20 protein-coding genes are annotated in these 21,518 nt (G+C 71.9%); 8 read left to right on the top strand and 12 right to left on the bottom strand.

Annotated features, from left to right (window positions below):
- Window positions 1-39 precede the first annotated feature (39 nt).
- Complete coding sequence (locus ACWEOZ_RS31965) at window positions 40-903, bottom strand: NAD-dependent epimerase/dehydratase family protein (protein ID WP_451914387.1); 864 nt, start codon at window positions 901-903, stop codon at window positions 40-42.
- Between the two features lie 92 nt (window positions 904-995).
- Complete coding sequence (locus ACWEOZ_RS31960; protein WP_451914386.1) at window positions 996-1,859, bottom strand: SDR family NAD(P)-dependent oxidoreductase; 864 nt, start codon at window positions 1,857-1,859, stop codon at window positions 996-998.
- A gap of 170 nt (window positions 1,860-2,029) precedes the next feature.
- Here ACWEOZ_RS31960 and ACWEOZ_RS31955 point away from each other — a divergent pair, with 170 nt between their 5' ends.
- Window positions 2,030-2,911: a helix-turn-helix transcriptional regulator gene (locus tag ACWEOZ_RS31955; RefSeq protein WP_451914385.1), complete on the top strand. Its 882-nt coding sequence runs from the start codon at window positions 2,030-2,032 to the stop codon at window positions 2,909-2,911.
- Here ACWEOZ_RS31955 and ACWEOZ_RS31950 read toward each other — a convergent pair.
- From ACWEOZ_RS31950 to ACWEOZ_RS31935, 4 genes are read right to left on the bottom strand one after another with little or no spacing between them, the layout of a single operon-like run.
- Window positions 2,887-3,546, bottom strand: a complete 660-nt coding sequence (locus tag ACWEOZ_RS31950; RefSeq protein ID WP_451914384.1) for a response regulator — start codon at window positions 3,544-3,546, stop codon at window positions 2,887-2,889. The genes ACWEOZ_RS31955 and ACWEOZ_RS31950 overlap by 25 nt on opposite strands.
- Window positions 3,543-4,697, bottom strand: coding sequence for a histidine kinase (locus ACWEOZ_RS31945; RefSeq protein ID WP_451914383.1), 1,155 nt, complete (start codon window positions 4,695-4,697; stop codon window positions 3,543-3,545). The genes ACWEOZ_RS31950 and ACWEOZ_RS31945 overlap by 4 nt, the downstream gene beginning before the upstream one ends.
- A complete protein-coding gene (locus ACWEOZ_RS31940; protein ID WP_451914382.1) occupies window positions 4,694-5,533 on the bottom strand; it encodes a CPBP family intramembrane glutamic endopeptidase in 840 nt (279 codons plus the stop codon). Before ACWEOZ_RS31940 ends, ACWEOZ_RS31945 begins: the two co-directional genes overlap by 4 nt.
- A gap of 52 nt (window positions 5,534-5,585) precedes the next feature.
- Window positions 5,586-5,924: a hypothetical protein gene (locus ACWEOZ_RS31935; RefSeq protein ID WP_451914381.1), complete on the bottom strand. Its 339-nt coding sequence runs from the start codon at window positions 5,922-5,924 to the stop codon at window positions 5,586-5,588.
- Window positions 5,925-6,162: 238 nt separating this feature from the next.
- On the opposite strand from ACWEOZ_RS31935, the gene ACWEOZ_RS31930 reads away from it, so the two are divergent.
- Both ACWEOZ_RS31930 and ACWEOZ_RS31925 read left to right on the top strand, forming a co-directional pair.
- Window positions 6,163-7,017: an SCO6745 family protein gene (locus ACWEOZ_RS31930; protein WP_451914380.1), complete on the top strand. Its 855-nt coding sequence runs from the start codon at window positions 6,163-6,165 to the stop codon at window positions 7,015-7,017.
- A 429-nt stretch (window positions 7,018-7,446) separates the two neighbouring features.
- Window positions 7,447-8,229, top strand: a complete 783-nt coding sequence (locus tag ACWEOZ_RS31925; RefSeq protein ID WP_451914379.1) for a sulfite exporter TauE/SafE family protein — start codon at window positions 7,447-7,449, stop codon at window positions 8,227-8,229.
- A 23-nt stretch (window positions 8,230-8,252) separates the two neighbouring features.
- On the opposite strand, the gene ACWEOZ_RS31920 is transcribed toward ACWEOZ_RS31925, so the two are convergent.
- Window positions 8,253-9,191 carry an LLM class F420-dependent oxidoreductase gene (locus ACWEOZ_RS31920; RefSeq protein WP_451914378.1) on the bottom strand — a complete coding sequence of 313 codons (939 nt, stop codon included), beginning with the start codon at window positions 9,189-9,191 and terminating at the stop codon, window positions 8,253-8,255.
- A 57-nt stretch (window positions 9,192-9,248) separates the two neighbouring features.
- Here ACWEOZ_RS31920 and ACWEOZ_RS31915 point away from each other — a divergent pair, with 57 nt between their 5' ends.
- Together ACWEOZ_RS31915 and ACWEOZ_RS31910 are read left to right on the top strand one after the other, a co-directional pair.
- Entirely contained in the window at window positions 9,249-9,875 is a 627-nt protein-coding gene (locus ACWEOZ_RS31915; RefSeq protein WP_451914377.1) for a TetR/AcrR family transcriptional regulator, read from the top strand.
- Between the two features lie 154 nt (window positions 9,876-10,029).
- Window positions 10,030-11,115 carry a M15 family metallopeptidase gene (locus tag ACWEOZ_RS31910; protein WP_451914376.1) on the top strand — a complete coding sequence of 362 codons (1,086 nt, stop codon included), beginning with the start codon at window positions 10,030-10,032 and terminating at the stop codon, window positions 11,113-11,115.
- Window positions 11,116-11,118: 3 nt separating this feature from the next.
- On the opposite strand, the gene ACWEOZ_RS31905 is transcribed toward ACWEOZ_RS31910, so the two are convergent.
- The gene (locus ACWEOZ_RS31905) at window positions 11,119-11,757 is read right to left on the bottom strand and encodes an HD domain-containing protein (RefSeq protein WP_451914375.1); all 639 of its coding nucleotides are present in this window, start codon (window positions 11,755-11,757) and stop codon (window positions 11,119-11,121) included.
- A gap of 146 nt (window positions 11,758-11,903) precedes the next feature.
- Between ACWEOZ_RS31905 and ACWEOZ_RS31900 the strand changes: the two genes are divergently transcribed.
- Window positions 11,904-12,863, top strand: a complete 960-nt coding sequence (locus tag ACWEOZ_RS31900) for a GlxA family transcriptional regulator (RefSeq protein ID WP_451914374.1) — start codon at window positions 11,904-11,906, stop codon at window positions 12,861-12,863.
- An 89-nt stretch (window positions 12,864-12,952) separates the two neighbouring features.
- Window positions 12,953-14,137, top strand: coding sequence for an endonuclease (locus ACWEOZ_RS31895; protein WP_451914373.1), 1,185 nt, complete (start codon window positions 12,953-12,955; stop codon window positions 14,135-14,137).
- On the opposite strand, the gene ACWEOZ_RS31890 is transcribed toward ACWEOZ_RS31895, so the two are convergent.
- The 4 genes from ACWEOZ_RS31890 to ACWEOZ_RS31875 form a co-directional block, all read right to left on the bottom strand.
- On the bottom strand, window positions 14,134-15,855 hold the full coding sequence (locus ACWEOZ_RS31890) for an acyl-CoA dehydrogenase family protein (RefSeq protein ID WP_451914372.1): 1,722 nt from the start codon (window positions 15,853-15,855) through the stop codon (window positions 14,134-14,136). The two genes, ACWEOZ_RS31895 and ACWEOZ_RS31890, sit on opposite strands and share 4 nt — an antisense overlap.
- 29 nt (window positions 15,856-15,884) lie before the next feature.
- Window positions 15,885-16,436: a PadR family transcriptional regulator gene (locus ACWEOZ_RS31885; RefSeq protein WP_451914371.1), complete on the bottom strand. Its 552-nt coding sequence runs from the start codon at window positions 16,434-16,436 to the stop codon at window positions 15,885-15,887.
- A 55-nt stretch (window positions 16,437-16,491) separates the two neighbouring features.
- On the bottom strand, window positions 16,492-18,282 hold the full coding sequence (locus tag ACWEOZ_RS31880; protein ID WP_451914450.1) for a family 43 glycosylhydrolase: 1,791 nt from the start codon (window positions 18,280-18,282) through the stop codon (window positions 16,492-16,494).
- A 95-nt stretch (window positions 18,283-18,377) separates the two neighbouring features.
- Complete coding sequence (locus ACWEOZ_RS31875; protein ID WP_451914449.1) at window positions 18,378-19,505, bottom strand: carbohydrate binding domain-containing protein; 1,128 nt, start codon at window positions 19,503-19,505, stop codon at window positions 18,378-18,380.
- Window positions 19,506-19,837: 332 nt separating this feature from the next.
- On the opposite strand from ACWEOZ_RS31875, the gene ACWEOZ_RS31870 reads away from it, so the two are divergent.
- Complete coding sequence (locus ACWEOZ_RS31870; protein ID WP_451914370.1) at window positions 19,838-21,415, top strand: sigma-70 family RNA polymerase sigma factor; 1,578 nt, start codon at window positions 19,838-19,840, stop codon at window positions 21,413-21,415.
- The last annotated feature ends 103 nt before the right edge of the window (window positions 21,416-21,518 follow it).

Here is a 21,518-nt window from a genome sequence, read left to right as displayed (position 1 = left end):
GGAGAGCCGCGCCGGCTCGCACGCTGTCCAGCTCCTGGTTCAGGCGGAGGTGCGCCTGAACCAGCTGAGCGGGTCGACGTGCCGCGGCACCCAGCCCAGTTCCACCCGGGCCCGCGCGGGGGTGAACCGCTGGTCGAGGGCGAAGGCGTCGGCCACCGGGCCCATCTGCTCGCGGGCCTGTTCCAGGGTCAGCGAGGTCACCTTGCCGTCGAGGCCGATCGCGGTGCTGATGGCCAGGGCGACGTCCCGGGCCCGCGGATCGACGCCGGCGACTCCGTTGTAGACGGCACCCGGCCGCGCGGTCAGGGCGGCGGCGTACAGCTCGGCGATGTCCTCGACGTGCACGAGGGCCCAGTGGTTGGTGCCGTCCCCGATGCACGGGACGGCGCCCTGCTGCCGGCCGGGCCCGGTGAAGAAGTCGTCGATGAGCCGGTTCTGGCCGCCGTACACGAGACCCGGGCGGATGACCACCGGCCGGCCGCCGCTGTCCGCCCGGCTCAGCACCGCTTCCTCGACGGCCCGCCGCCAGGCGACGATCGCCGGTGGGTTCCACGGCGCCGACTCGTCGGCGACCCCGCCGGTGTCGCCGTAGACCCACGTCCCGCCGGTGTGCACGTAGACACCGGAGCCGACGCCGTCCAGCATCGCCTGCGCCGCGGCGAGATCGGCCTCGGCGCTGTCGGCCTGCGCGAGGTGGATGACCGCATCGGCGCGACCGGCCGCGGCGCGCAGCGCGTCGAGGTCGTCGAGGCCGCCGGTCACCGGTGTGGCACCCGCGCCGGCGACCAGCCGCGCGGCCCGTTCGTTGCGGGCCAGGGCGGTGACGGCGTGCCCACGGTGTGACACCGCCGCGATGGTGCTCTGGCCGAGGTAGCCGGAACCTCCGGTGAGAAAGACCTTCATGTGAATCCTCTCGTCAACTTCCGGCTCCCAGCCTCCGGCTGCGACGGTGGGCGGCCAATACGGATCGGTGGCCCTGTGATGCCCTGCGGGTATCAGACCGCGGCCTCGGTGATGTCGGTCGTGGTGGCGAGCGCCCGGCCGGCCTCGATGTCGGCGGTCAGGCTCTCGATGCGGGTCGTGGCCAGGGCGTAGGAGTCCGAGCCGAGGATCTGGTGCAGCGGCGCGGTGCCGGCCTCGGCCACGGTGATGATCGCGGTGGCGGCGCGGGCCGGGTCGCCGAGCTGGGTGCCGGGCATGGCCAGGTGGGTGTCGGTCATCTCGCGGACGGCGTCGTAGCCCTCGGCGGTCCGTACCGGTAGGCGCAGGCTTCCGGTACGCAGGAAGTCGGTGCGCATGTACCCGGGCTCGATCAAGTTCACTCGGATGCCGAGGTCCGCGACCTCGGCCGCCAGCGATCCGGTCAGGCCCTCCAGGGCGTACTTGGCCGCGCAGTACAGGCCCCAGCCGGGGAAGGCGGTCAGGCCCAGGATGGAGGAGACGTTGATGATGTGGCCGCTGCGGCGTGCGCGCATGCCGGGCAGGACGGCCCGCAGCACGTTCCACGCCCCGAACAGCTGCACGTCGAACAGCTCCCGGGCCTCGGCGTCGGTGACCTCCTCGACCGCGCCGAGCAGGCCGTAGCCGGCGTTGTTGACGACGACGTCGATCCCGCCGAAGCGGTCGCCGGTCGCGCCCACGGCCGTGCTGACCTCCTTCTCGTCGGCCAGGTCGACGGGCAGGACCAGCAGCCGGGAGGTGTCGACGGCGGCCAGGGCCCCGGTCAGCCTCTCCGGGGAGCGGGTGGTCGCGGCGACGTTGTGCCCGCGTTCCAGCAACTGCCCGACCAGCTCGCGGCCGAGGCCGTGCGAAGCGCCGGTGACGAACCAGGTGGCGGGTCCGGTGGTGGGGTAGGGCATGGGAGCCTCCTCAGGCTGACCTTTGGATGAAGTCCCCCGGCGGGGGACGGATCCCATGCTGCGGCCGTGCACCGGGGTCCGGACACCGTCAGCCGGGCCCAGCCCTGCCTGGGCACGCCATGCCCACCCAACCGCTGGGCAGCAGGCCCGCGAGCGGCAATCATGAAGGCATGGCGGGACACGCGGAGCTGGGCGACTTCCTGCGGAAGTGCCGGGCGGACACGACACCGGAGGCCGTCGGCCTCACCGGCCCGGCCGGTCGGACCGGTCGACGGGTACGGGGTCTGCGCCGCGAGGAGGTGGCGCAGCTCGCCGGGGTGAGCGTCGACTACTACACGCGGTTGGAACAGGGCCGGCACACGAGTCCGTCGGACGGGGTCCTCGACGCTCTGGCGCGGGTGTTCCAGCTCGACGCCGCCGCCCGGGCCCACCTGACTGATCTGGCCCGTCCGGCCCGGCGCCGTGCTCAGCCCGTACCGGTGCAGCGGGTGCGGCCCGCCCTGCAGCAGCTGATCGCCTCCATGACCGAGCACCCGGCCTTCATCATCGGCCGCCGAACGGACGTCCTGGCGTCGAACACGCTGGCCCGGGCGTTGCTGACCGACTGGACCCGGCTGCCGCCGCGGCACCGCAACTACACCCGGTGGGTGTTCCTCGACCCGGCCGCGCGGGAGGCCTTCGGCGACTGGCCGGCCGTGGCGGCCGATGTGGTCGGCACGCTGCGGCTCTACGCCGGGCGGTTCCCCGACGATCCGCTGCTCAGCGAGCTGGTCGGGGAGCTGACGATCAAGAGCGCGGAATTCCGTACGTGGTGGAACGGGCACCAGGTGCACGAACGCACCCACGGCACCAAGCACATGGTGCATCCCGCCGTCGGACCGATCACCATCCGGTACGAGGCGCTGGCGTTGCCGGGCGACGACGAGCAGACGCTGTTCATCTACACCACCGATCCGGGCAGCGCTTCGCACGACAACCTGCGCCTGCTGGCGCTCTGGGCCACCCAGCAGCAGCCGGCCGCCGGCCCTCAGGTCATCAGGCCTCTGCGGTAGGCGTAGACCACCGCCTGCACCCGGTCGCGCAGACCGAGCTTGGTGAGGATGCGCGACACGTACGTCTTCACGGTCTCGTGGCTGATCACCAGTGTCGCGGCGATCTCGCCGTTGGACCGGCCGTCGGCGATCAGACGCAGCACCTCCAGTTCGCGCGGGGTCAGCGCGACGTCGTCCGGGGTGTCCTCGGCGGGCCGGATCCGGGCCGCGTACCGGCCCACGAGCTGCCGGGTCACCTCCGGCGCCAGCAGCGCGGCGCCGGTGGCGACGGTGCGGATGCCGTGCAGCAGCTGCGCCGGCGGGGCGTCCTTGAGCAGGAAGCCGCTCGCGCCCGCACGAAGCGCCTCGTAGACGTACTCGTCGAGGTTGAACGTGGTCACCACCAGCACCTTCACCGGGTGGGCGACCCCGGCGCCGGCCAGCAGGCGGGTCGCCTCGATGCCGTCGAGCACGGGCATCCGTACGTCCATCACCACGACGTCCGGCCGCAGCCGGCCGGCGAGCTCGACCGCCGCCCGGCCGTCACCGCATTCGCCGACCACCTCGAGGTCGGGCTGGGCGTCGACGATCGTGGTGAATCCCGTACGGATCAGCGGCTGGTCGTCGCAGATCAGCACCCGCAGCGGCGCGGTCACGACGGGCTCCCGCCGGGGATGCGGGCCCGCACGACGAAGCCGCCGCCGCTGCCCCGGCCCGCGCTGAACTCGCCGCCGACCACCCCGACCCGTTCACGCAGCCCGGCGAGGCCCCGCCCGCTGCCGCCGGGGGAGACGGCGGGTGAGCCCGGGCCCTCAGTGCTGACTTCCACGGTGGTCTCCTTCTCGCCATGACGCACGTGCACGGTGGTGCGACTGCCGTGGGCGTACTTGAGGGCGTTGGTCAGCGCCTCCTGCACCACCCGGTACGCCGCGACCTCGGCACTGCCGGTCGTCTGCGCCGGAGTGCCGTCCTGGGTGAACTCGACCGGTTGCCCGGCCAGCCGGGTCTGCTCGACGAGGGCCTGCAGCTCGCCGACGGCCGGCAGCCGTGGCTCGGTGCTGTGGTCGGGGTTGAGCAGGTCGAGCAGGTGCCGCAGGTCGGTGATGGCCCGCCGGCCGGTGTCGGTGATCGCGGTCAGGCTCTCGTCGAGCCGGTCGGGCGCGGCGGTCAGGTAGCGCGCCGCCTCGGCCTGCACCACCATCGCGGTCACGTGGTGCGTCACGACGTCGTGCAGTTCGCGGGCGATGCGGGTGCGTTCGGCGGTGCGGGTGGCCTCGGCGACGTGCCGGCGCTGCTCCGCCTCGGCGAACCGGGTCCGGCGCAGCCAGGCCCCGATGGCCCATGCGACGGCCAGCGCCAGGTAGAACGTGATGAAGTCGGTGACGGTCTCGACCGACCCGCTGCGGCCGAGAACGACGGCCAGCGGGACGTACGCGACGGACAGCACCACCACGGTGGTCCGCCGGTGGCGGGACAGATGCAGCGCCGTGCTGACCAGTGCGATGGGCAGCGCGATGCTCGCCGCCGTGTGATAGGCGCGGATCTGGTCGATCGCGAAGCCCACCGAGACCAAGCCGAGGCAGAGGGCCGGCCAGCGCCGCCGCATGGCCAGCGGCAGGCACTCCAGGGCGACCACCAGGATGGTCAGCGCGTCGGAGGGACGGGTCGGCAGCTCGCCGAGCTGGGTGCCGCGGTTGTGCAGCGCCGGCACCGTCGACAGGACGACCAGCAGCAGCGCGAGCGGGAGGTCCCGGACGGTGACGTCCCAGCGCCGCCACCGCTCCGGGACCCGCCGGAGGTCGATCATCGGGAAACTGTAGCGGTCGCCGCCGGGTCACCGGCCGTACGGCGCCGGCGCGGGACGATGTGACCGCGGCGGTGGGCGAGCCACAGGAACACGACCGTCAGAGCCACACCGGCCGCCACCGTGTACAGGCTGCCCTCCGGGCCGAAGTCGCCCCCGGTGACCAGGGTCGAGCCCGAGAACGTGGCGTCCAGCAGTCCCTTCGAGTCGCCGTTGCCGGAGACCGCCGCGCCGGAGATGCCGCCCAGGGCGAAGTTCCAGCCGAAGTGCAGCCCGATCGGCACCCACAGATTGCGGGTGGCGGCGTAGCAGGCGGCGAGCATGAAACCGGCCTCGATCGCGATGGCGGTCGCACCCCACAGGGACGCGTCCGGGTTGGCCAGGTGCATCGCGCCGAACACCACCCCGGTCAGCAGCAGCGCGATCCAGGTGCCGATGCGTTCCTCGATGATGCGGAACAGCACGCCGCGGAACAGCAGCTCCTCGGTGACGGCAGCGGCGGCCATGAACCCCAGCAGCCCCAGCGCACCGGTCACCGAGCCCAGGCCCTGGACGTGATAGCCGCCGAGGAAGGCGATGTTGGCGATGACGGCCGCGAACATCCCGACCCCGATCAGCGCTCCCCGCAGCAGCCGGGCGCCGGCCCCCGAGCGGGCCACCTCCGTCGGGGCACGGTGCTCGGTGCGCCGTACCACCCATGCGTAGACCAGGACCGCGAGCACCGCTGCCACGAGCCCGAGCACCAGGGTGAGCCACGGATTCCCTTGCACCGCGGCGACCCCCTGACCACCGACGAAGGCGACCGCCGCAACCGCCAGGAACTGCTTCACCAGACGCATGTTGACTCCTCCATGAGGTCCGCGACTTCACCGCCGCGGGCTGCGCTGAACGCTATGGATTTGTCGCGCCGGAATCGTCACCGCTGGGTGGACACTCCTGGGTAGCTCGCACGGGGGACAGGTCCCGCAGACCCTGCTCCCAGCGCTGCTGTCGCTGCTCGGGCGTCTGCTCCCACCAGGGGACGCCGCGCTCGCCGAGCGCCACCTTGGCCAGCTGAACCCGGGCGCGGGCCGGCGCGGGGTCCACGCCCGCGCGCAGAGCGCTGCCGACGTCGCGCCGAGCAGCCATCAGGGCTCGGCGCAGCTGGGCGGCCTCGTCCTCGGGGATGGCGGGATCGGTCGCCCGCCAGCGGCGCCCCGAGATGACGACGAAGTGCCCGTCCTCCGTCATCGGCGGTCGCTCTTTGCTCGCCACCGGCCCCCCTTTTTCTTCGTAACCGTCCGCCTTCTCCGTATCCGATCTCCAAGTGCCCGTTTTCCGTCGCGGCAAGCTCGTTCTTCCTGCGCCGCGCCTGGCCTCCGCCCGCAGGTGGGCGTTCGGCACCCGCAACCGAGGTCGCGATCGAGTCGTGCCGCGTTCCGGCGATTGGCCGTTTACGAAACCGGGTCTCCGGCACTTGGATCGTCGTATGTCTACCGACGCTGTAGCCCGAGACCTGTGGCAGCTGTACGAGCCTCTGCATGCGGTTACCTACTTCGCGCCGGAGGCCCGGGCCGCGTTCGAAGGTGCCGGGCTGCGCGGGTTCTGGCGGGGCTACTTCGCGGGCCGGGCCGCGCCGCTCGGAGCCGTGCCGGCCGCACCGGTCACCGCGTTGTTCTTCTCCTTCGCTCCGGCGATGGTGGCCCGCGCCCTGCCCGACGTGTGGCAGCGGGCGTCGCCGGAGCAGGCGCTGACCGCCCGCCTCGACGGTGCCGTGGCCGCGCTGCGGTCGGTGCTGCCGGAGGAGCCGGCGCGCTGGGCGGAGGCGGCCGACCGGCTGGAGGTCGCGGCGCAGGCGGCGGTGACTGCCGGCCGTGCGCTGGGTGCGGCCAACGCCGCGCTACCGCCTCCGGCCGAGCCGCTGGCCCGGCTGTGGCACGCCGCCACGGTGTTGCGCGAACACCGGGGTGACGGACACATAGCCGCGCTGGTGCATGTTCAGGTGAACGGCTGCCAAGCCCTGGTGCTCCGGGACGCCCTGTACGGCGGCCGGGAGCAGCTCCAGCCGAATCGGGGCTGGACCGACGCCGAGTGGGACGCTGCCGGACGGGAGCTGGGGGAGCGCGGCTGGCTGGACGACGACGGCCGGGCCACCGCCGAGGCGGCGGCCGTTCATCGCGCCGTCGAGGACCACACCGACCGGCTGGCCGCTCAGCCGTGGTCCGCGCTGCGCCCCACCGACCTCACCCGGCTGGCGGAACTGCTGATGCCGCTGGCTGCTGCCGCCGCTGCCGTCGTGCCGTATCCCAACCCGATGGGCCTGCCGGCCCCGCGCCCGGCGTGATCGGTGAGGTTGTCGGGCCTTCTGCTCGGCGGCCCGACGGACGGCGATCAGCTCGTCGCGGTACGAATGGTCGCAGTCTCGATCTCTCCTTGACCACGCCCAGTTCGCCCAGCCCGCGGCCCATCTCCTGGCCGGTCCGGGGGTGGATTCACCCGGCGAGGCGTGCATGGAGGTCCTCGTTTCAGGTGAAGGGGTGCCTGAAGGTTCGTGCCGCAGCTGTTCGACCGCTTCATCCGGGCCGGCACGGGCGGCGCGAGCACCCAGAAGGGGACCGGCCTGTACAGGTGCGGCAGCTCGCCCACGCCAGCGGCGGGACCATGACCTACGGGGCCAGGAATCCCACCGGCGCATGCTTCACGCTCCAGCTCCCGGCCGGCGACCCGAGGCCGCGACCCGAGGCCGCGGATCGCAGGCGGGATCATGGTCGGTGTGGAGACGCTGGCGATCCTGGCCGCCGGGTTCTGGGCCGGAATGATCAATGTGGTGGTCGGGTCGGGGACGCTGGTGACCTTCCCGACGTTACTGCTGTTCGGGTATCCGCCGCTGGTCGCCAATGTGTCCAACAACATCGGCCTGGTCGGTGGGGGCATCACCGGGACGTTCGGCTACCGGCGTGAGCTCGGTGGCCGGCGCCGGGAGCTTCGCCGGTTGCTGCCCGCGTCGGTGCTCGGCGGGGTCACCGGCGCGGTGCTGTTGCTGGTTCTGCCCGATGACGCGTTCCGGGCGATCGTGCCGGTTCTGATCGCCGTCGGGCTGGTGATGGTGGTGTGGGGCCCGGCTGTGCAACGGCGGGCGGCCCGCGGGCGGGTCGCCGGCGCGGATGAGGGCAGTCTGGCGACTCTGACCCCGGGGCGGCTGGTGGCCGTGCTCGTCGGGGTCTACGTGCTGGGCATCTACGGCGGATACTTCGGCGCCGCGCAGGGCGTGCTGCTCATCGGGCTGATGAGCGTGCTCACCGCGGAGGGCATCCAGTCCATCACCGGGCTGAAGAACCTGCTCACCACCGCCGTGAACGCGGTCGCCGCGGTGACCTTCCTGCTGGTCTCGCCGGAGTCGGTCGACTGGACGGTGGTGCTGCTCATCGCGGCCGGCGCGACGGCCGGTGGTGTGGTCGGTGCGCGGTTCGGCCGCCGGCTGCCGCCATGGTTGATGCGGGCGCTGATCGTCGTGGTGGGTGTCGCGGCGATCCTGCGCATGCTCATCCTCGGCTGAGCCGACGGCCCTGAGCGTTACGTTCAGGCGACGAGGGGCTTGAGCGCGGCGCCGACCGCGGAGACCATGCCCGGGCGGTGACCGTTGCGGATCAGGTTGATGGTGATCCCGCCGATCCCGGCCCCGAGCACCTTCTCCCGCAGCTGGTCGGCGACCTGCTCCGGGGTGCCGAGGAAGGCCCGGTTGCGGCGGTCCTCGGGCACGCTCTCGCCGAGCTCCTTCGCCTCCTGCTCGGTCTCGCCGACCATGCCCATCGCCAGGTAACTCGTCGCGAGGGTGGCCGGGTCGCGGCCGATCTCCTCGCAGCGCTGCCGCAGGACGGCGACCTTGCGGGGCAGGTCCTCGAGGTCGCAGATGATGTTCATGTGGTCGGCGAAGCGGGCGGCCAGCCGGAACGTCTTCTGCTCACCGCTGCCGCCCAGCATGATCGGCACGGTCGGGCGTACCCGCGGGTTGTTCATCGTGCCGCGCGCCGTGTACCACTTGCCGTCGAGCGACGCCGGCTCGCCCTTGAGCATCGGCGCGATGATGGTCAGCGCCTCCTCCAGCCGTTCGAAGCGCTGGCCGAATGTGCCGAACTCGAAGCCGTAGTCGTGGTGCTCACGCTCGAACCAGCCGGCGCCGATGCCCAGGATGGCCCGGCCCCGGGAGACCACGTCGAGGGTGGTCACGGTCTTGGCCAGCAGGGCCGGATTGCGGTACGTGTTCCCGGTGACCAATGTGGACAGCTGAACCGTCGACGTGAGCGAGGCCAGCGCGCCGAGCGTCGTGTACGCCTCCAGCATCGCGTTCTCCGGCGCGCCGATGCCGGGCAGCTGGTAGAAGTGGTCCATCACCAGCACGGTGTCGAAGCCCGCCGCCTCGGCCTCCCGGGCCTGCGCGGCGACCGTGTCGAAGGTGTCCTCGACCGGGACGCCGGGGTAGGTGAAGTTCGGAATCTGGTACCCGAGCCGGATGCTCACAGTGCCTCCGCCATGTAAGAGGGCTATCACTTGCTAATGTAAGAGCCCTCTTACTCGATGGCAAGCCAGGAGGCGGGTGTGTCGGCGGACCGCAAGTACCACCACGGCGACCTGCGCGCCGCCCTGATCGAGGCCAGCTTCGGCCTGCTCGCCGAGTGCGGCCTGCAGCGCTTCTCGGTCGCCGCGGTCGCCCGCCGGCTGGGCGTCAGCTCCGCGGCGCCGTACCGCCACTTCCCGGACCGCGACCACCTGCTCAGCGCGATCTCGGCCACCGCGGCCCGCGACCTGCGGGCCGCGATCACCGCCGCCGCGGACGCCGCCGGCACCGATCCGGCCGACCGCCTGGCCGCGGTCGCGGGCGCCTACGTCCGGTACGTCGTCAGCACCGGCGCCGGCTTCCACGTCATCTACGCCGCCGACCTCTACCGGGTCCCCGACGACGCCCGTCGCGAGCAGACCCGGGCTCTGATGACCACGCTGTTCGACCTGGCCACCGCGACCGGCGCACCCTCGTACGAGGAGGACGTCCTGCTCGTGGAGGCGACGATCGCCGTGGCCCACGGCTACGCCTCGCTGTTCGCCGACGGCTTCTTCGCCCGCAACGGCGGCACCGTCGACGCGATCGCCGCCCGGGCCGTGCAGGCCGCCCGCGCTCTGCTCGCCCCCTCTGCCGCCGGGCAGTAGTTCCGGCGCGGCCCGCCGGCAACCTGTCCGCTCCGGCACCGAGCCGCGGCTGCACCTGTGGGGCACGAGAGTCGTCTGGAGACCACTTGCCGGAGGTTGACGCCTGCCTCCGTTCACCCGCCCTGACCGATTGAGGCCGAGGAGCGCACTCCAGATGACGACCCGACAGCAATCCCGACGCGATCCGCGGCCGACCCGGATCCTGCGGTCCCGCGCCGCGGCGATCCTCGGTGCCCTCGCCGTGGCTTTGAGCGTGGCCGGCGTGCCCAGTCCCGCATCGGCTGCCGTTCCGCGCGTCGCGCAGAGCTGGTCGTCGCTGATGTACCACAGCCTCACGCCGAGCCCGAAGTACGTCCAGCTGCGCAGGACGCTCGCGGCTCAGCGGGCCACGATGGCGGACCGTGCGGCTCAGGTGAGCAAGGGCAAGGTCACGCAAACCTCCGCCCAGACCCGGCTCACCACGGCCGTCACCGTTGACGCTGCCGCCCGTACCGGATATGCGGTCGCGGGTGAGGCACTGACCAGCGCGAGAAACACGCTCACCGTGGTGTCGCTGCAGCGCCCGCGCTCCGGCGCGGCGGTGACCGGGGCGAAGAACGCCATCGCCGCCGCGGCCAAGACGGTGACCACCCGTCGCGCGGAGGCGTCCCGCGCCGCCAAGGAGCTGAAGACGGCCCAGGCCGCGGCGCGCACCGCCACCGTGGGCCTCGACAAGGCGATCTCCTCGTGGCAGTCCGCCTCCGCCACGGTCCGGACCAACCAGCAGAAGCTCATCGCGCTCGACAAGTCGGCCGAGCTCGCCCGCGAGGCCGCCGCGCTGAGCCGCGCGGTCGTCACCGAGGTCCGGACGCGGTTCACCGTCGCCGACACCACCTCGGTCAACGGCATCACCGTGCACAGGAACGTCGCGTTCGCGTTCCGTCGGATGGTGGCCGACGCGAAGGCGGACGGGATCCTGCTCTCGGGCGGCGGCTTCCGCACCAAGCAGCGCCAGATCGAGCTGCGCACGATCAACGGCTGTCCCGACGTCTGGACCGCGCCGGCCTCCTCGTGCCGGGTGCCGACGGCGATCCCGGGCCGGTCCCTGCACGAGCTGGGCCTGGCTGTCGACGTCACCTCCGGCGGGCGGACGCTGACCGCGGCCAGCCCCGGCTTCCGGTGGCTGGCCGGGAACGCCGCCAAGTACGGATTCGTGAACCTGCCCTCGGAGCCGTGGCACTGGTCGATCACCGGCGGCTGACCGTCACTGCGGCCAGGCCGAGTCCTCGATGACCCGGACGAAGTCCAGGTGGCGGAAGCCGGGCACCCGGTGCTCCAGGACATCACCGTTGACGGTCCCGAACGTGGTCTGCGGCCGGTGCCGGAAGCCCTCGGCGAAGGCGTCGACGATGGCCCGCTTGAAGTCGACGCGGGGATGCGCGGCGGTCACCGCGTCGATGTCGCCGGGCTTCAGCTCGGCGTGGCCGATCCCGAGAACGTCGGTCTCGACACCGGCCGTGACGAGGGCGATCTCCGGCTCCAGCCGGTACGGGATCTCCGGCGTCGTGTGCAGCGCGACGGCCTCCCAGACCACCCGGGCCGAACCCTCGTCGATGCCGCGGGCGAGGAGGAAGCGGCGTGCCTCGTCCGCGCCGTCGATCTCGAAGCGCTGGTCATCGCGGCGGTACCGCGCGGTGAGGCCGAGGTCGTGGAACATCGCGCCCACGTAGAGCAGTTCCGGATCGGCCCGCAGACCGAGGCGCCGGCCCTGGAGCGAACCGAACAGGAACACCCGGCGGGAGTGGTGGAACAGCAGGTCGTCGGTGGCCTCGCGGACCAGCTCGGTCGCCTCGCGGGCGAGCGTCGAGTCCGGGACGGTCACGCCGGCAATGGTTTCGGGCACGGCCGTTCTCCTCGTCATCCGGGAGCCCGGCGGGCTCCGCTGAGTCCATGCTCACGCCCGGTCCGGGTCCCGCGCGCTGTCTCATCTGCCATGCTTGCCTCGGATCGGGACATCCGGCGAGGCGTACGGCAGCGAGGGGCACGGCAGTGACGGCAACCGCGGCACACCGGGTCACGGCTCTGGTCTTCGACGGCATGAAGATGCTCGACCTCGCCGGGCCCTGGGAGGTCTTCGCCGAGGCCGGGAAGGTCGGTACGCCGTACCGGTTGGAGGTCCGCTCCGTCGACGGCCGCGACGTCACCTCCTCGACCGGCCTGCGCGTACCGGTCGACGGTCCGGCCGATGCCGCCACCGATGTCGGCACCGCCCTGATCGTCGGCGGTGATCTGCTCCCGGTCACCCCGATGGCGCCCGAGCTGACCGCGGCGGCGGCCCGGCTGTCCCGCCGCGCCGACCGCACGGCGTCCATCTGCACGGGCGCTTTCGTCCTCGCCGCCGCCGGACTGCTCGACGGCCGGCGCGCCACGACCCACTGGCGGCACGCCGGTCTCCTCGCCGCCGCCTACCCGCGGGTGCAGGTGACGCCCGACGCGATCTTCGTCCGGGACGGCGCCATCCTGACCTCCGCGGGCGTCTCGGCCGGCATCGACCTCGCGCTGGCGATGGTGGAAGCCGACCAGGGGGAGGAGGTCGCCCGGGCGGTGGCGCAATCCCTCGTGGTGTTCCTGCAGCGCCCCGGGGACCAGTCGCAGTTCTCCCCGTCGCTGGCCCTGCCCCGGCCGCGGACGACAACCCTGCGGGAGGTCACCGACGCGGTGGTCGCCGATCCCGCCGGCGAGCATTCCGTCCCGGCACTCGCCGCCCGGGCGCACGTCAGCGCCCGCCATCTGTCCCGGCTGTTCCGGGACGAGCTGGGAGTCAGCCCGGCCAAATACGTCGAGTCCGTGCGCGTCGACGCGGCGATCCGGCTGCTGCACGCGGGCCACTCGGTGACCGCGGCGGCCGGGCGGTCCGGCATCGGCAGCCCCGAGACACTGCGCCGGATGTTCGTCACCCGCCTCGGTGTGTCCCCCCGGACCTACCGGCAACGCTTCGGGCGCGCCTGACCCGTATGACGATGCTGGTATGTCCCCGCGGGCGGCCCGCTCGGCCATACTCTGATCATCGTCGATGTGGCCTGGTGAGCGGAGTGCACATGTCCGGACTGATGTCGCGTCGGCGCGCCGCGGCGCTCACGATGCCCGCTGTTCTCGCCGTGCTCGCCCTGGTCGTCACGATGATCCGGGTGCCCGCCGGGATGCTGCCGGCGGCCGCGAGCACTCTGACGGTCGCGCAGGCGATCGGCGCGCAGAGCGGCACCGGCACGGTCCGCGGGTACGTCGTCGGCCAGCCCACCGCCACCGACACGGTGCTCTTCGCGAACTTCACCGGTGACACGGCCATCGCCATCGCCGACAGCAGCAGCGAGACGGACCCCGGTGACATGCTGTACGTGCAGGTGACCAGCTCCTACCGGGCCACCTTCGGCTTGCGGAGCAACCCCGGCCTGCTCCGCGACCCGGTCACCGTGACCGGCACGCTGACCGCCTACTTCACCCATCCGGGCCTGAAGTCCCCGTCCGCGATGACCCTCGGCGGCAGCACGCCCACGCCGACACCGACCATGCCGACGCCGACGCCGACCGGTTCCACGAGCGCCTACTACGCCGCCGCGGCGGGCAAGTCCGGCGAGAGCCTCAAGAACGCGCTGCACGGCATCATCTCCAGCGGCGTCACCACGCTGTCGTACGACGCGGTCTGGAACGCGCTCAAGGCCACCGACCAGGACCCGGCGAACTCGGCGAACGTCATCCTGCTCTATTCCGGCACCAGCCGGTCGAAGTCGCTCAACGGCGGCGACACCGGGGACTGGAACCGCGAGCACGTCTGGGCGAAGTCCCACGGCGACTTCGGCACGGCCGCCGGTCCGGGCACGGACCTGCATCACCTGCGGCCCGAAGACGTACGGGTCAACGCCGAGCGGGACAACAAGGACTTCGACAACGGTGGGACCGCCGTCTCCGACGCCCCGGGCAACCGTACCGACGCCGACTCGTGGGAGCCGCGGGCGGCGGTCCGGGGCGACGTCGCCCGCATGATCTTCTACATGGCGGTGCGCTACGAGGGCGGTGACTCGTGGCCCGACCTCGAGGTGGACGACGCGACCGGCAGCGGCACCGCGCCGCGGCTGGGCCGGCTCTCCGCGCTGCGGCAGTGGAACCAGCAGGACCCGCCGGACGCCTTCGAGAAGCGCCGCAACGAGCTCATCTACAGCAGCTACCAGCGCAACCGCAACCCGTTCATCGACCACCCCGAGTGGGTCGGCGCGATCTTCGGTTAGGGCCGCATCTCGTACGCGCCGGCGAGGGCGACCACGTCGTCCCAGACCGCGGCGGTACGGGCGGCGTCCCACACCGGGCGGCGGATGTGGGCCAGCGCCCAGGCGGCCTGCTCCTCGGTGGTGGCCGCCTTGCCGCCCAGCTCGGTCGCGTACGCGGAGAAGTCCTGGACCAGGATCGCGAACATCTCGTCCAGCAGCCCGCTGTCGAGACCGGTCAGGCCGGCCTGCTCCAGGATCAGCTGGCCGTAGACCACCAGGGCGAACAGCTGACCGAGCGCGAGCAGGAAGTCGAGGTCGCCCTGCTGAGCGTCGTCGGGGGCGTGGGCCCGCAGCAGCGCGCACAGCCCGTCGGCCTGCTCGCGGAAGCGGGCGACGTTCGGCAGCCCGGCGTGGGCGTCGTAGGCGAGGCGCCAGTCGTGGAAACGGATCGAGCCCAGACCGCGGGCCGGGCCCTGGCGGAACAGGAAGTCGTCGTCGGCGGCATCGTGGCGCGGCGGTACGGGCGCGAAGCCGGCCGGGTGCAACAGGTAGTTCGGCATGAACTTGAGGATCAGGGCGAGGTTCACATGAACAGTGCCCTCGAGCTTGGGCAGGCCGCGGATGTCCTTGGCCGCCTTGTCGAAGTACGTGTCCGCCTCGAAGCCCTTGGCGGCGATCACGTCCCAGAGCAGGTCGATGACCTTCTCGCCCTCGGTGGTGACCTTCATCTTGGTCATCGGGTTGAACAGCAGGTACCGGCGGTCGTCGGGGCCGGCCGAGCGCAGGTAGTCGACCGCGCGGTCGCTGAACAGCTTCATCGCCACGAGCCGGACGTACGCGTCAGTGAGCTCCCGGCGCACGTGCGGGAAGGCGGTGACCGGCTTGCCGTAGAGCATCCGCCGGTGGGCGTGGGTCACCGCCTCGTACATCGCGTGCTCGCAGATGCCGATGGCGGCGGTGCAGAGGTTGAACTTGCCGACGTTGACGGTGTTGAGCGCGGCGTCGAAGGCGGCCCGGCCGGTGTGCAGCACGTCCTGCTCGCGCACCGGATAGTCCTCGAGGCGGAACTCGCTGACGTACATCTGCCCGTTCACCACGTTCTTGACCAGGTGGTACGCCGGGTGCCGGCTGTCGGCGGCGAAGAACACGTACCCGTCGGGCCCCTCGACGTCGCCGCGGCGGCCGAAGACCGAGACCAGGCCGGCGACGTTGCCGTTGCCGATGTAGTACTTGGTGCCGTCCGCCCGGAAGCCGCCCGCGCCGTCCGGGGTGAGGATCATGTCGGTGGCGTAGATGTCGGCGCCGTGGCCGCGCTCGGACAGGCCGAACGCCATGACGTGCCCGTCGGCGAGCAGCTGGGCGGTGTGGGCGCGGGCGGTGGCGTTGGCGCTCTGCCACACCGGGCCGAGACCCAGCACGGTCACCTGCCAGGTGTACCAGTAGCCGAGGCCGTAGAAGCCGAGGATCTCGCTGAGGGCGGCGTTGCGGGCGGTGTCCCAGCGCTTGTCCGGAGCGCCGTCGCCGTCGGCCGCCGGGGTGAGGAACGTGGCGAACAGGCCCTCCTTGGCGGCGAAGTCCAGGAAGTCGCCGTACCAGGCCCGGTCGAGGTAGCTGTCGATCAGCGCCCGCTTGCCCCGGCTCTCGAAGAACTCCACGGTGGCGCGCAGCAGCCGGCGGGTCTCCGGATCGAACTGCGCCGGGTCGTACGTGGTCGGGTTGAACAGCAGCGAGTCGGCCATGGCGGCGTCCCCTTTCTCGGTGGGCGGGGTCAGCGGTCGAGGCCGCGCAGCGTGTCGAGGACGTCGTCGAGCCAGTCCAGCACCATCCGCTCGTACGCGATGCCGCCGCGCAGCACCGTGTGCTGCAGCCGCTGGCCGACGTCGAGGGTCGCGGTGTCGGGGAAGTCCCGGCGCTCGCCGGTCAGATAGCGCCGCAGAGTGGCCTCGTGGGTGACCCGGTAGCGCTCGACCTCGGCGATCAGGGTCGCTCGCCCGCCGGCGTCGTCGAAGGCGGCGCCGCGGATCTTGACGGCCAGCTCGTGCCGGACCGCCTCAGGCTGCACGGGCGCGCGTAGCCACGAGGTGAGGGCGGCTCGGCCTGACGCGGCCACGGAGTAGCACCGCTTGTCAGGCCGGCCGCCCTGCCCGATCTCCTCCACGACGACCCAGCCGTCCGCCTCCATCCGCTTGAGGACGCGGTAGATCTGCTGGTGCGTCGCGGTCCAGAACCGGCCGATGGACCGTTCGAAGCGCCGGGCCAGCTCGTATCCGGAACCCGGCTGCTCCAGCAGGGACACCAGGATCGCGTGCTCGAGGGCCATGGCAGAGCATCTTGCTATGCAACTCGTTGCATAGCAAGATGCCGCTGCGGGGTTACTACTGGAACGAGGCGTCGTCGATGGTGAGGCCGTCGGTGCCCGCGGCGGTCTCGACGAAGACGGTCGCCTTCGACAACGTGCCGCTCCAGGACACGTTGGCCGTGCCGGACAGCAGCGTCCAGCCGCTGGTGTTCACCGTCGTGGCCGGGGCGAGCTGAAGATAGGTCGTCGTCCCGTTGGCAGTCAGCTCCAGCGTCGCCTTGGCGCTGGGGGTGCCGCTCTGCGCGCGGACCCACACCTCGGTGGTGTAGGCCTTGCCGTTGGTCAGCCGGGAAGTCACGTCCTGGCCCACGCCGTTCCATGCCGCGGTACGGCCGGTGACCGTCAGGGCCCGGGTGCCGCTGCGCACGGGGCTGGTGCCGGCCGTGACTGTGCCGCTGCCGTGCACCTGCCAGCCGGTGGTGCCGTCCTCCATGCCCGGGTTGGTCAGCAGGTTTCCGCCGCCGCCGGTGGAGGTGGAGGTGAACTGCCACCAGTTCAGGTTGAGGAGGAAACCGCTGCCACCGGTGAAGACCAGATAGAGGTCCTGGGTGCCGGTCGCGCCGCTCACGCCGCAGGAGACCGTGGTCCAGGCCTGCCAGCCACCGGTGCCCGGGGCGGTGCAGGTCCCGGCCAGGGTCCCGGTCGGGCTGCCCAGGCGCACCTCGATGCGCCCACCGCTGGTCGCGGAGGCCACCCGGGCGGTGAACGACGTGGCGCCGCTGCCGAAGGCGACCCCCTTCACCTTCACGTAGTCGCGGTTCTCGATGTTGGCGACGTTCATCCCGCCCTCGCCGGACGCTTCGGTCTCGACGCCGGACGACCACGCCATGGTCTCGGCCTCCTGGCGCACGTACGGATCCAGCGGCGCGATCTGCGGCGGACCGGCCGTCGTCATGGACATGCTGGGGATAGTGCCGTCGGAGCGGTAGGTGAACCGTTCCACGGCGACCGACCGCGTGAAGCCACCACCGCCCGGCAAGGCGCCGTTGTGGTAGAAGAAGTACGAGTTGCCGTTGAAGTCGATGACGCCGGGGTGGTTGGTGAAGCTGCTGCCCTGGGTGGGCATGACGGTGCCGCGGTAGGTCCACGGCCCGGTCGGCCCGGGAGCGGTCGAGTAGCCGATGAACTCGGAGCAGCACTGCGCGGCGAAGACGTTGTAGTAGATCCCGTTGCGCTTGTAGACCCAGGGGCCTTCCTCGTACAGGGTGGGCCGGTTGGCGACGTTACCGGGACGGGCGCCGAAGCCCGCGGTGGTGAGCGGGATCTGCGTCGGGCTGCCGGAGTACGACGTCATGTCGGCGTTCAGGCGCACGTACCACAGGTTCGGGTTCCCCCAGTACAGGTACGCCTGCCCGTCGTCGTCGATGAAGACGGTGGGGTCGATCTCGCCGTTCTCCACCAGTGGCCGGCCGATGGCGTCGGTGAAGGGCCCGGTCGGGCTGTTCGACACGCCGACGCCGATGGCCATCCGGCCGGTGGCCCGGTTGGTGACGGGGACGTAGTAGTAGAACTTGCCGTTGCGGTACGTGACCTGACCGGCCCACGCGTCCTTGCTGGCCCAGCTGAAGGTGGCCAGGCTCATCGGTGAACCGTGGTCGGTCCAGTTCACCATGTCGGCCGAGGAGTAGACCCGCCACTCGCGCATGGTGAACCACGTCGAGGCGTCCTCGTCGTGTCCGGTGTAGAGGTACACGCGGCCGTTGTAGACCAGCGGGGCCGGATCGGCGGTGTAGACGGTCTGCACGATCGGGTTGTCGGCCCGGGCCGGCCCGGCGACGGCGGGCACCAGGGCCAGCGCGCACAGCAGGGCGGTGAGCCAGGCCAGGCCGCGCCGTGACCGGCCGGTGGCGGGGTGGGCGGATGTGAGTCTCACGGCTCTCCTCGGGGATGCGTCCGGCCGGGTCACTGCAGCGACGCGTCGTCGACCAGGAACGGCGTCGTCCCGGAGGTGGTCTCGACGTAGAGGGTGGCGGCCGAGAGCGTGCCGGCCCAGGACACGGCGGTTGTCCCGGTCAGCAGCGTCCAGCCGTTGGCGTTGATCGCGGCGTCCGGCGTCAGCCGCAGATAGCTGGTGGTGCCGTTCGCGGTGACCGCCAGCGTGGTCTTCACGGTCGCCGTGCCGCTCTGGGCGCGGGCCCAGACCGCGGTGGTGTAGCTCCTGCCGTTGCTCAGCTTCGACGCCACGGCCTGGCCCGGGCCGTTCCAGGCCGCGGTGCGCCCGGCGGCGAGCAGGGAACGGGTGCCGCCGTGGGCCGTGCCGGTGACCGACGACAGCGTCGTGCTGCCGAACGGGGTCCAGTCCGACGTGCCGTTCTCCATGCCCCCGTTGGCGAGCAGGTTGCCGCTGCTGCTGCCGGGGTCACCGATGCTGCCGGGCACCGCGCGCAGGGCGGCGTACCAGGTGGCGGCCATCTTGTCGTAGCCACCGGCGGTGGGGTGGACCCCGTCGATGAGGTCACCGGTGTTCAGCGCGGCGTGCATGTCGACGAGGTGGACCCGGCGCCCGGCGTTGACCTTGCCCTGCACGATGCCGGGGACGGTGGCGTTGAAGGTCCGCGCCGCTGCCTCCTGGCCGGAGTTCGCCAGCGGGATGATGGTGGCGACGAAGACGTCGGCGTCCGGGGCGGCCGCGGTGATGTGGTCGATCAGGGTGGACAGCCGGGCCGGCGCACCGGACACGTTGTAGTTCTGCAGGATGTCGTTGGTGCCGATGTGCAGCAGGACGCTGCGCGGCCGGGTGTTGGTGAGCCAGCCGGTGATGTTGGCGTCGATCTGGTCGATGCGCCAGCCGGGATGGCCCTCGTGGTCGTGGTCGCCCAGGGAGCCCGGCCCGTTGAACTGCGAGCCGACGAAATCGTTGCGATATCCGGCCGCGGCCAGGCGCTGCCACAATCCGATGCGGTAGCCGCCCGGCACCTGGGTGCCCTCGGTGATCGAGTCGCCCAGCGGCATCACGCGCACACCGCCGTTGGACTCGGCGCTGGCCGCCGTGCCCGGTACGACCGCGCCGGCGACGACCAAAGCCAGCATGACCAGCACCTGCAGCGCTTGACGACCGGCGCGGTGGTTGACCTGCACGGCCCCTCCCTCGATGATGTGAGCGTTAACATACATTCAGATGCGCCAATGTTGCCAGATTGTTTCCGACGGTTCAAGGGCCGTTTATGTACGCCGCGACCACCCTTGTCGTAACACTTTCTGGCCGACAGAAATCAATTCGATAGACGTGCGACTTCCGTACTCCTGCCGTCATAACGACTTTTCAGGAATCTTGCTGAACGCGCGGAAACGGGAAAGCACGGCGATGTGGGGCGAGGTGACGTCGGCGTACGATGCGTTGCCCGGACGACAGTGATGGGAAAATGCGAAGCACACGCACCAATGACGCCGCTCTGGTCGCCGCCGCGCAGGCCGGCGATCGCAGAGCGCTGGAAGAGGTGGCCGCGACCTACCTGCCGCTGGTCTACACGATCGTGCGCCGCGGTCTCGGCGCCCACCCGGACGTCGACGACATCGTCCAGGACGTGATGCTGCGGGCGCTGCGGCAGCTGCCCAAGCTCCGTACCCCGACCACCTTCCGCGCCTGGCTCGCCGCCATCGCCATCCGGCAGGTCGGCACCCATCAGCGGCGCCGCGACCGCACCGCCGCCCGCACCGCGAACCTGGAGGAGGCCGCCGGGATCCCCGACCCGCACAGCCCGTCCGAGGACCTCACGGCACTTCAGGTCGACCTGTCCCGGCAGCGCCGGCAGGTGGAACGGGCGAGCCACTGGCTCGGCCCCGACGAGCGGGCGCTGCTGTCCCTGTGGTGGCTGGAGGTCGCGGACCAGCTGAGCCGGGCCGAGCTCGCGGCCGCGCTGGGCCTGAGCGTCGCCCACGCCGGCGTCCGCGTGCAACGGATGCGCACCCAGCTCGAGGCCAGCCGGGCCCTGGTCGCGGCGCTCGACTTCCGGCCGCGCTGCCCCCGTCTCGCCGCGGTGGCCGAAGGCTGGGACGGCACGCCGAGTCCACTGTGGCGCAAGCGGCTCACACGTCACGTACGGTCGTGCCCGTACTGCGCCCGGGCCGCCGACAGCTTCGTGGTCACCGACCGGCTGCTGCCGATGTTCGCCCTGCTCCCGGTTCCGGCCGGCATCGGCCTGCCGCTGCTCGGCAAGCTCGCACTCGACGGCGCCGCGATCGGCGCGGCCGCACCGGCGGCGCTGACGGGTACGGCGGGAGCCAAGGCCGGGCTGCTGAGCCAGCTGATCCAGACGGCCACCCTGCATCCCGTGCTCTCGACGGTCGCCGCGGGAACGCTGGCGGCCGGAGCCACGGTCACGACCGTGCAGCTGATCCCGCCACCACCGGCGCCCGCCCCCCGAGTGATCGCGCAACCGACCCGGACGACAGCTCCGCCACCGGTCACGGCCGCGCCCACACCGACGACCGCGCGCTCGACCGCCGTGCCGACGAGGCCCGCACCGACCTCCGCCGGGCCGTCGGCCACGAGCACCGGCACGGTGGCGCTCGGCCCGCTGTCGCTGGAGGCGGGGAACACCGCCGGCCGGTACGTCGCGACCGAGAACAGCCTCGGCGTCCTGGTCCCGGCCGGCCCGGGCGCCGACGGCGCCACCCGCGCCCGCGCCACCTTCAGCGCGATCGAGGGCCTGGCGGACATCAACTGCTTCTCATTCCGGTACGCCGACGGCCGCTTCCTGCGCCACGCCTCGTGGCGCGTCCAGCTGAGCCCCAACCAGGGGACCGAGCTGTTCCGCGGCGACGCCACCTTCTGCCCGCGCCCGGGTGCGACGCCGGGCACCGTGGTGCTGGAAGCGTCGAACTACCCGGGCTGGTTCGTACGCCACCGGGATGACGAACTCTGGGTGGACCAGTCCGACGGCACCGTGGGGTTCCGGGCCGACGCCTCGTTCCGGGTCCGGGCTCCGCTCGCGCGCTAGGTGTACTGACCACAGACGTTGTTGATGTTCGGCGTGGTGTCTTGATCGAAAGGGAGACCTCCGGAAGGAGTGGCGGTGCTTGACGTCGCCGTTTCGATCCGGA

This window comes from Actinoplanes sp. NPDC004185 (assembly GCF_053603475.1).
Note: the sequence above shows the minus strand (reverse complement) of the source record. Positions and strands in the feature narration are given on the sequence as shown.

Excerpts from the sequence above, each read along its gene's own strand:
- ACWEOZ_RS31965 (WP_451914387.1), bottom strand. The coding sequence starts at position 903 with ATGAAGGTCTTTCTCACCGGAGGTTCCGGCTACCTCGGCCAGAGCACC.
- ACWEOZ_RS31960 (WP_451914386.1), bottom strand. The coding sequence starts at position 1,859 with ATGCCCTACCCCACCACCGGACCCGCCACCTGGTTCGTCACCGGCGCT.
- ACWEOZ_RS31955 (WP_451914385.1), top strand. The coding sequence starts at position 2,030 with ATGGCGGGACACGCGGAGCTGGGCGACTTCCTGCGGAAGTGCCGGGCG.
- ACWEOZ_RS31945 (WP_451914383.1), bottom strand. The coding sequence starts at position 4,697 with ATGATCGACCTCCGGCGGGTCCCGGAGCGGTGGCGGCGCTGGGACGTC.
- ACWEOZ_RS31940 (WP_451914382.1), bottom strand. The coding sequence starts at position 5,533 with ATGCGTCTGGTGAAGCAGTTCCTGGCGGTTGCGGCGGTCGCCTTCGTC.
- ACWEOZ_RS31935 (WP_451914381.1), bottom strand. The coding sequence starts at position 5,924 with ATGACGGAGGACGGGCACTTCGTCGTCATCTCGGGGCGCCGCTGGCGG.
- ACWEOZ_RS31930 (WP_451914380.1), top strand. The coding sequence starts at position 6,163 with ATGTCTACCGACGCTGTAGCCCGAGACCTGTGGCAGCTGTACGAGCCT.
- ACWEOZ_RS31915 (WP_451914377.1), top strand. The coding sequence starts at position 9,249 with ATGGCAAGCCAGGAGGCGGGTGTGTCGGCGGACCGCAAGTACCACCAC.
- ACWEOZ_RS31910 (WP_451914376.1), top strand. The coding sequence starts at position 10,030 with ATGACGACCCGACAGCAATCCCGACGCGATCCGCGGCCGACCCGGATC.
- ACWEOZ_RS31895 (WP_451914373.1), top strand. The coding sequence starts at position 12,953 with ATGTCCGGACTGATGTCGCGTCGGCGCGCCGCGGCGCTCACGATGCCC.
- ACWEOZ_RS31890 (WP_451914372.1), bottom strand. The coding sequence starts at position 15,855 with ATGGCCGACTCGCTGCTGTTCAACCCGACCACGTACGACCCGGCGCAG.
- ACWEOZ_RS31885 (WP_451914371.1), bottom strand. The coding sequence starts at position 16,436 with ATGGCCCTCGAGCACGCGATCCTGGTGTCCCTGCTGGAGCAGCCGGGT.
- ACWEOZ_RS31875 (WP_451914449.1), bottom strand. The coding sequence starts at position 19,505 with ATGCTGGCTTTGGTCGTCGCCGGCGCGGTCGTACCGGGCACGGCGGCC.
- ACWEOZ_RS31870 (WP_451914370.1), top strand. The coding sequence starts at position 19,838 with ATGCGAAGCACACGCACCAATGACGCCGCTCTGGTCGCCGCCGCGCAG.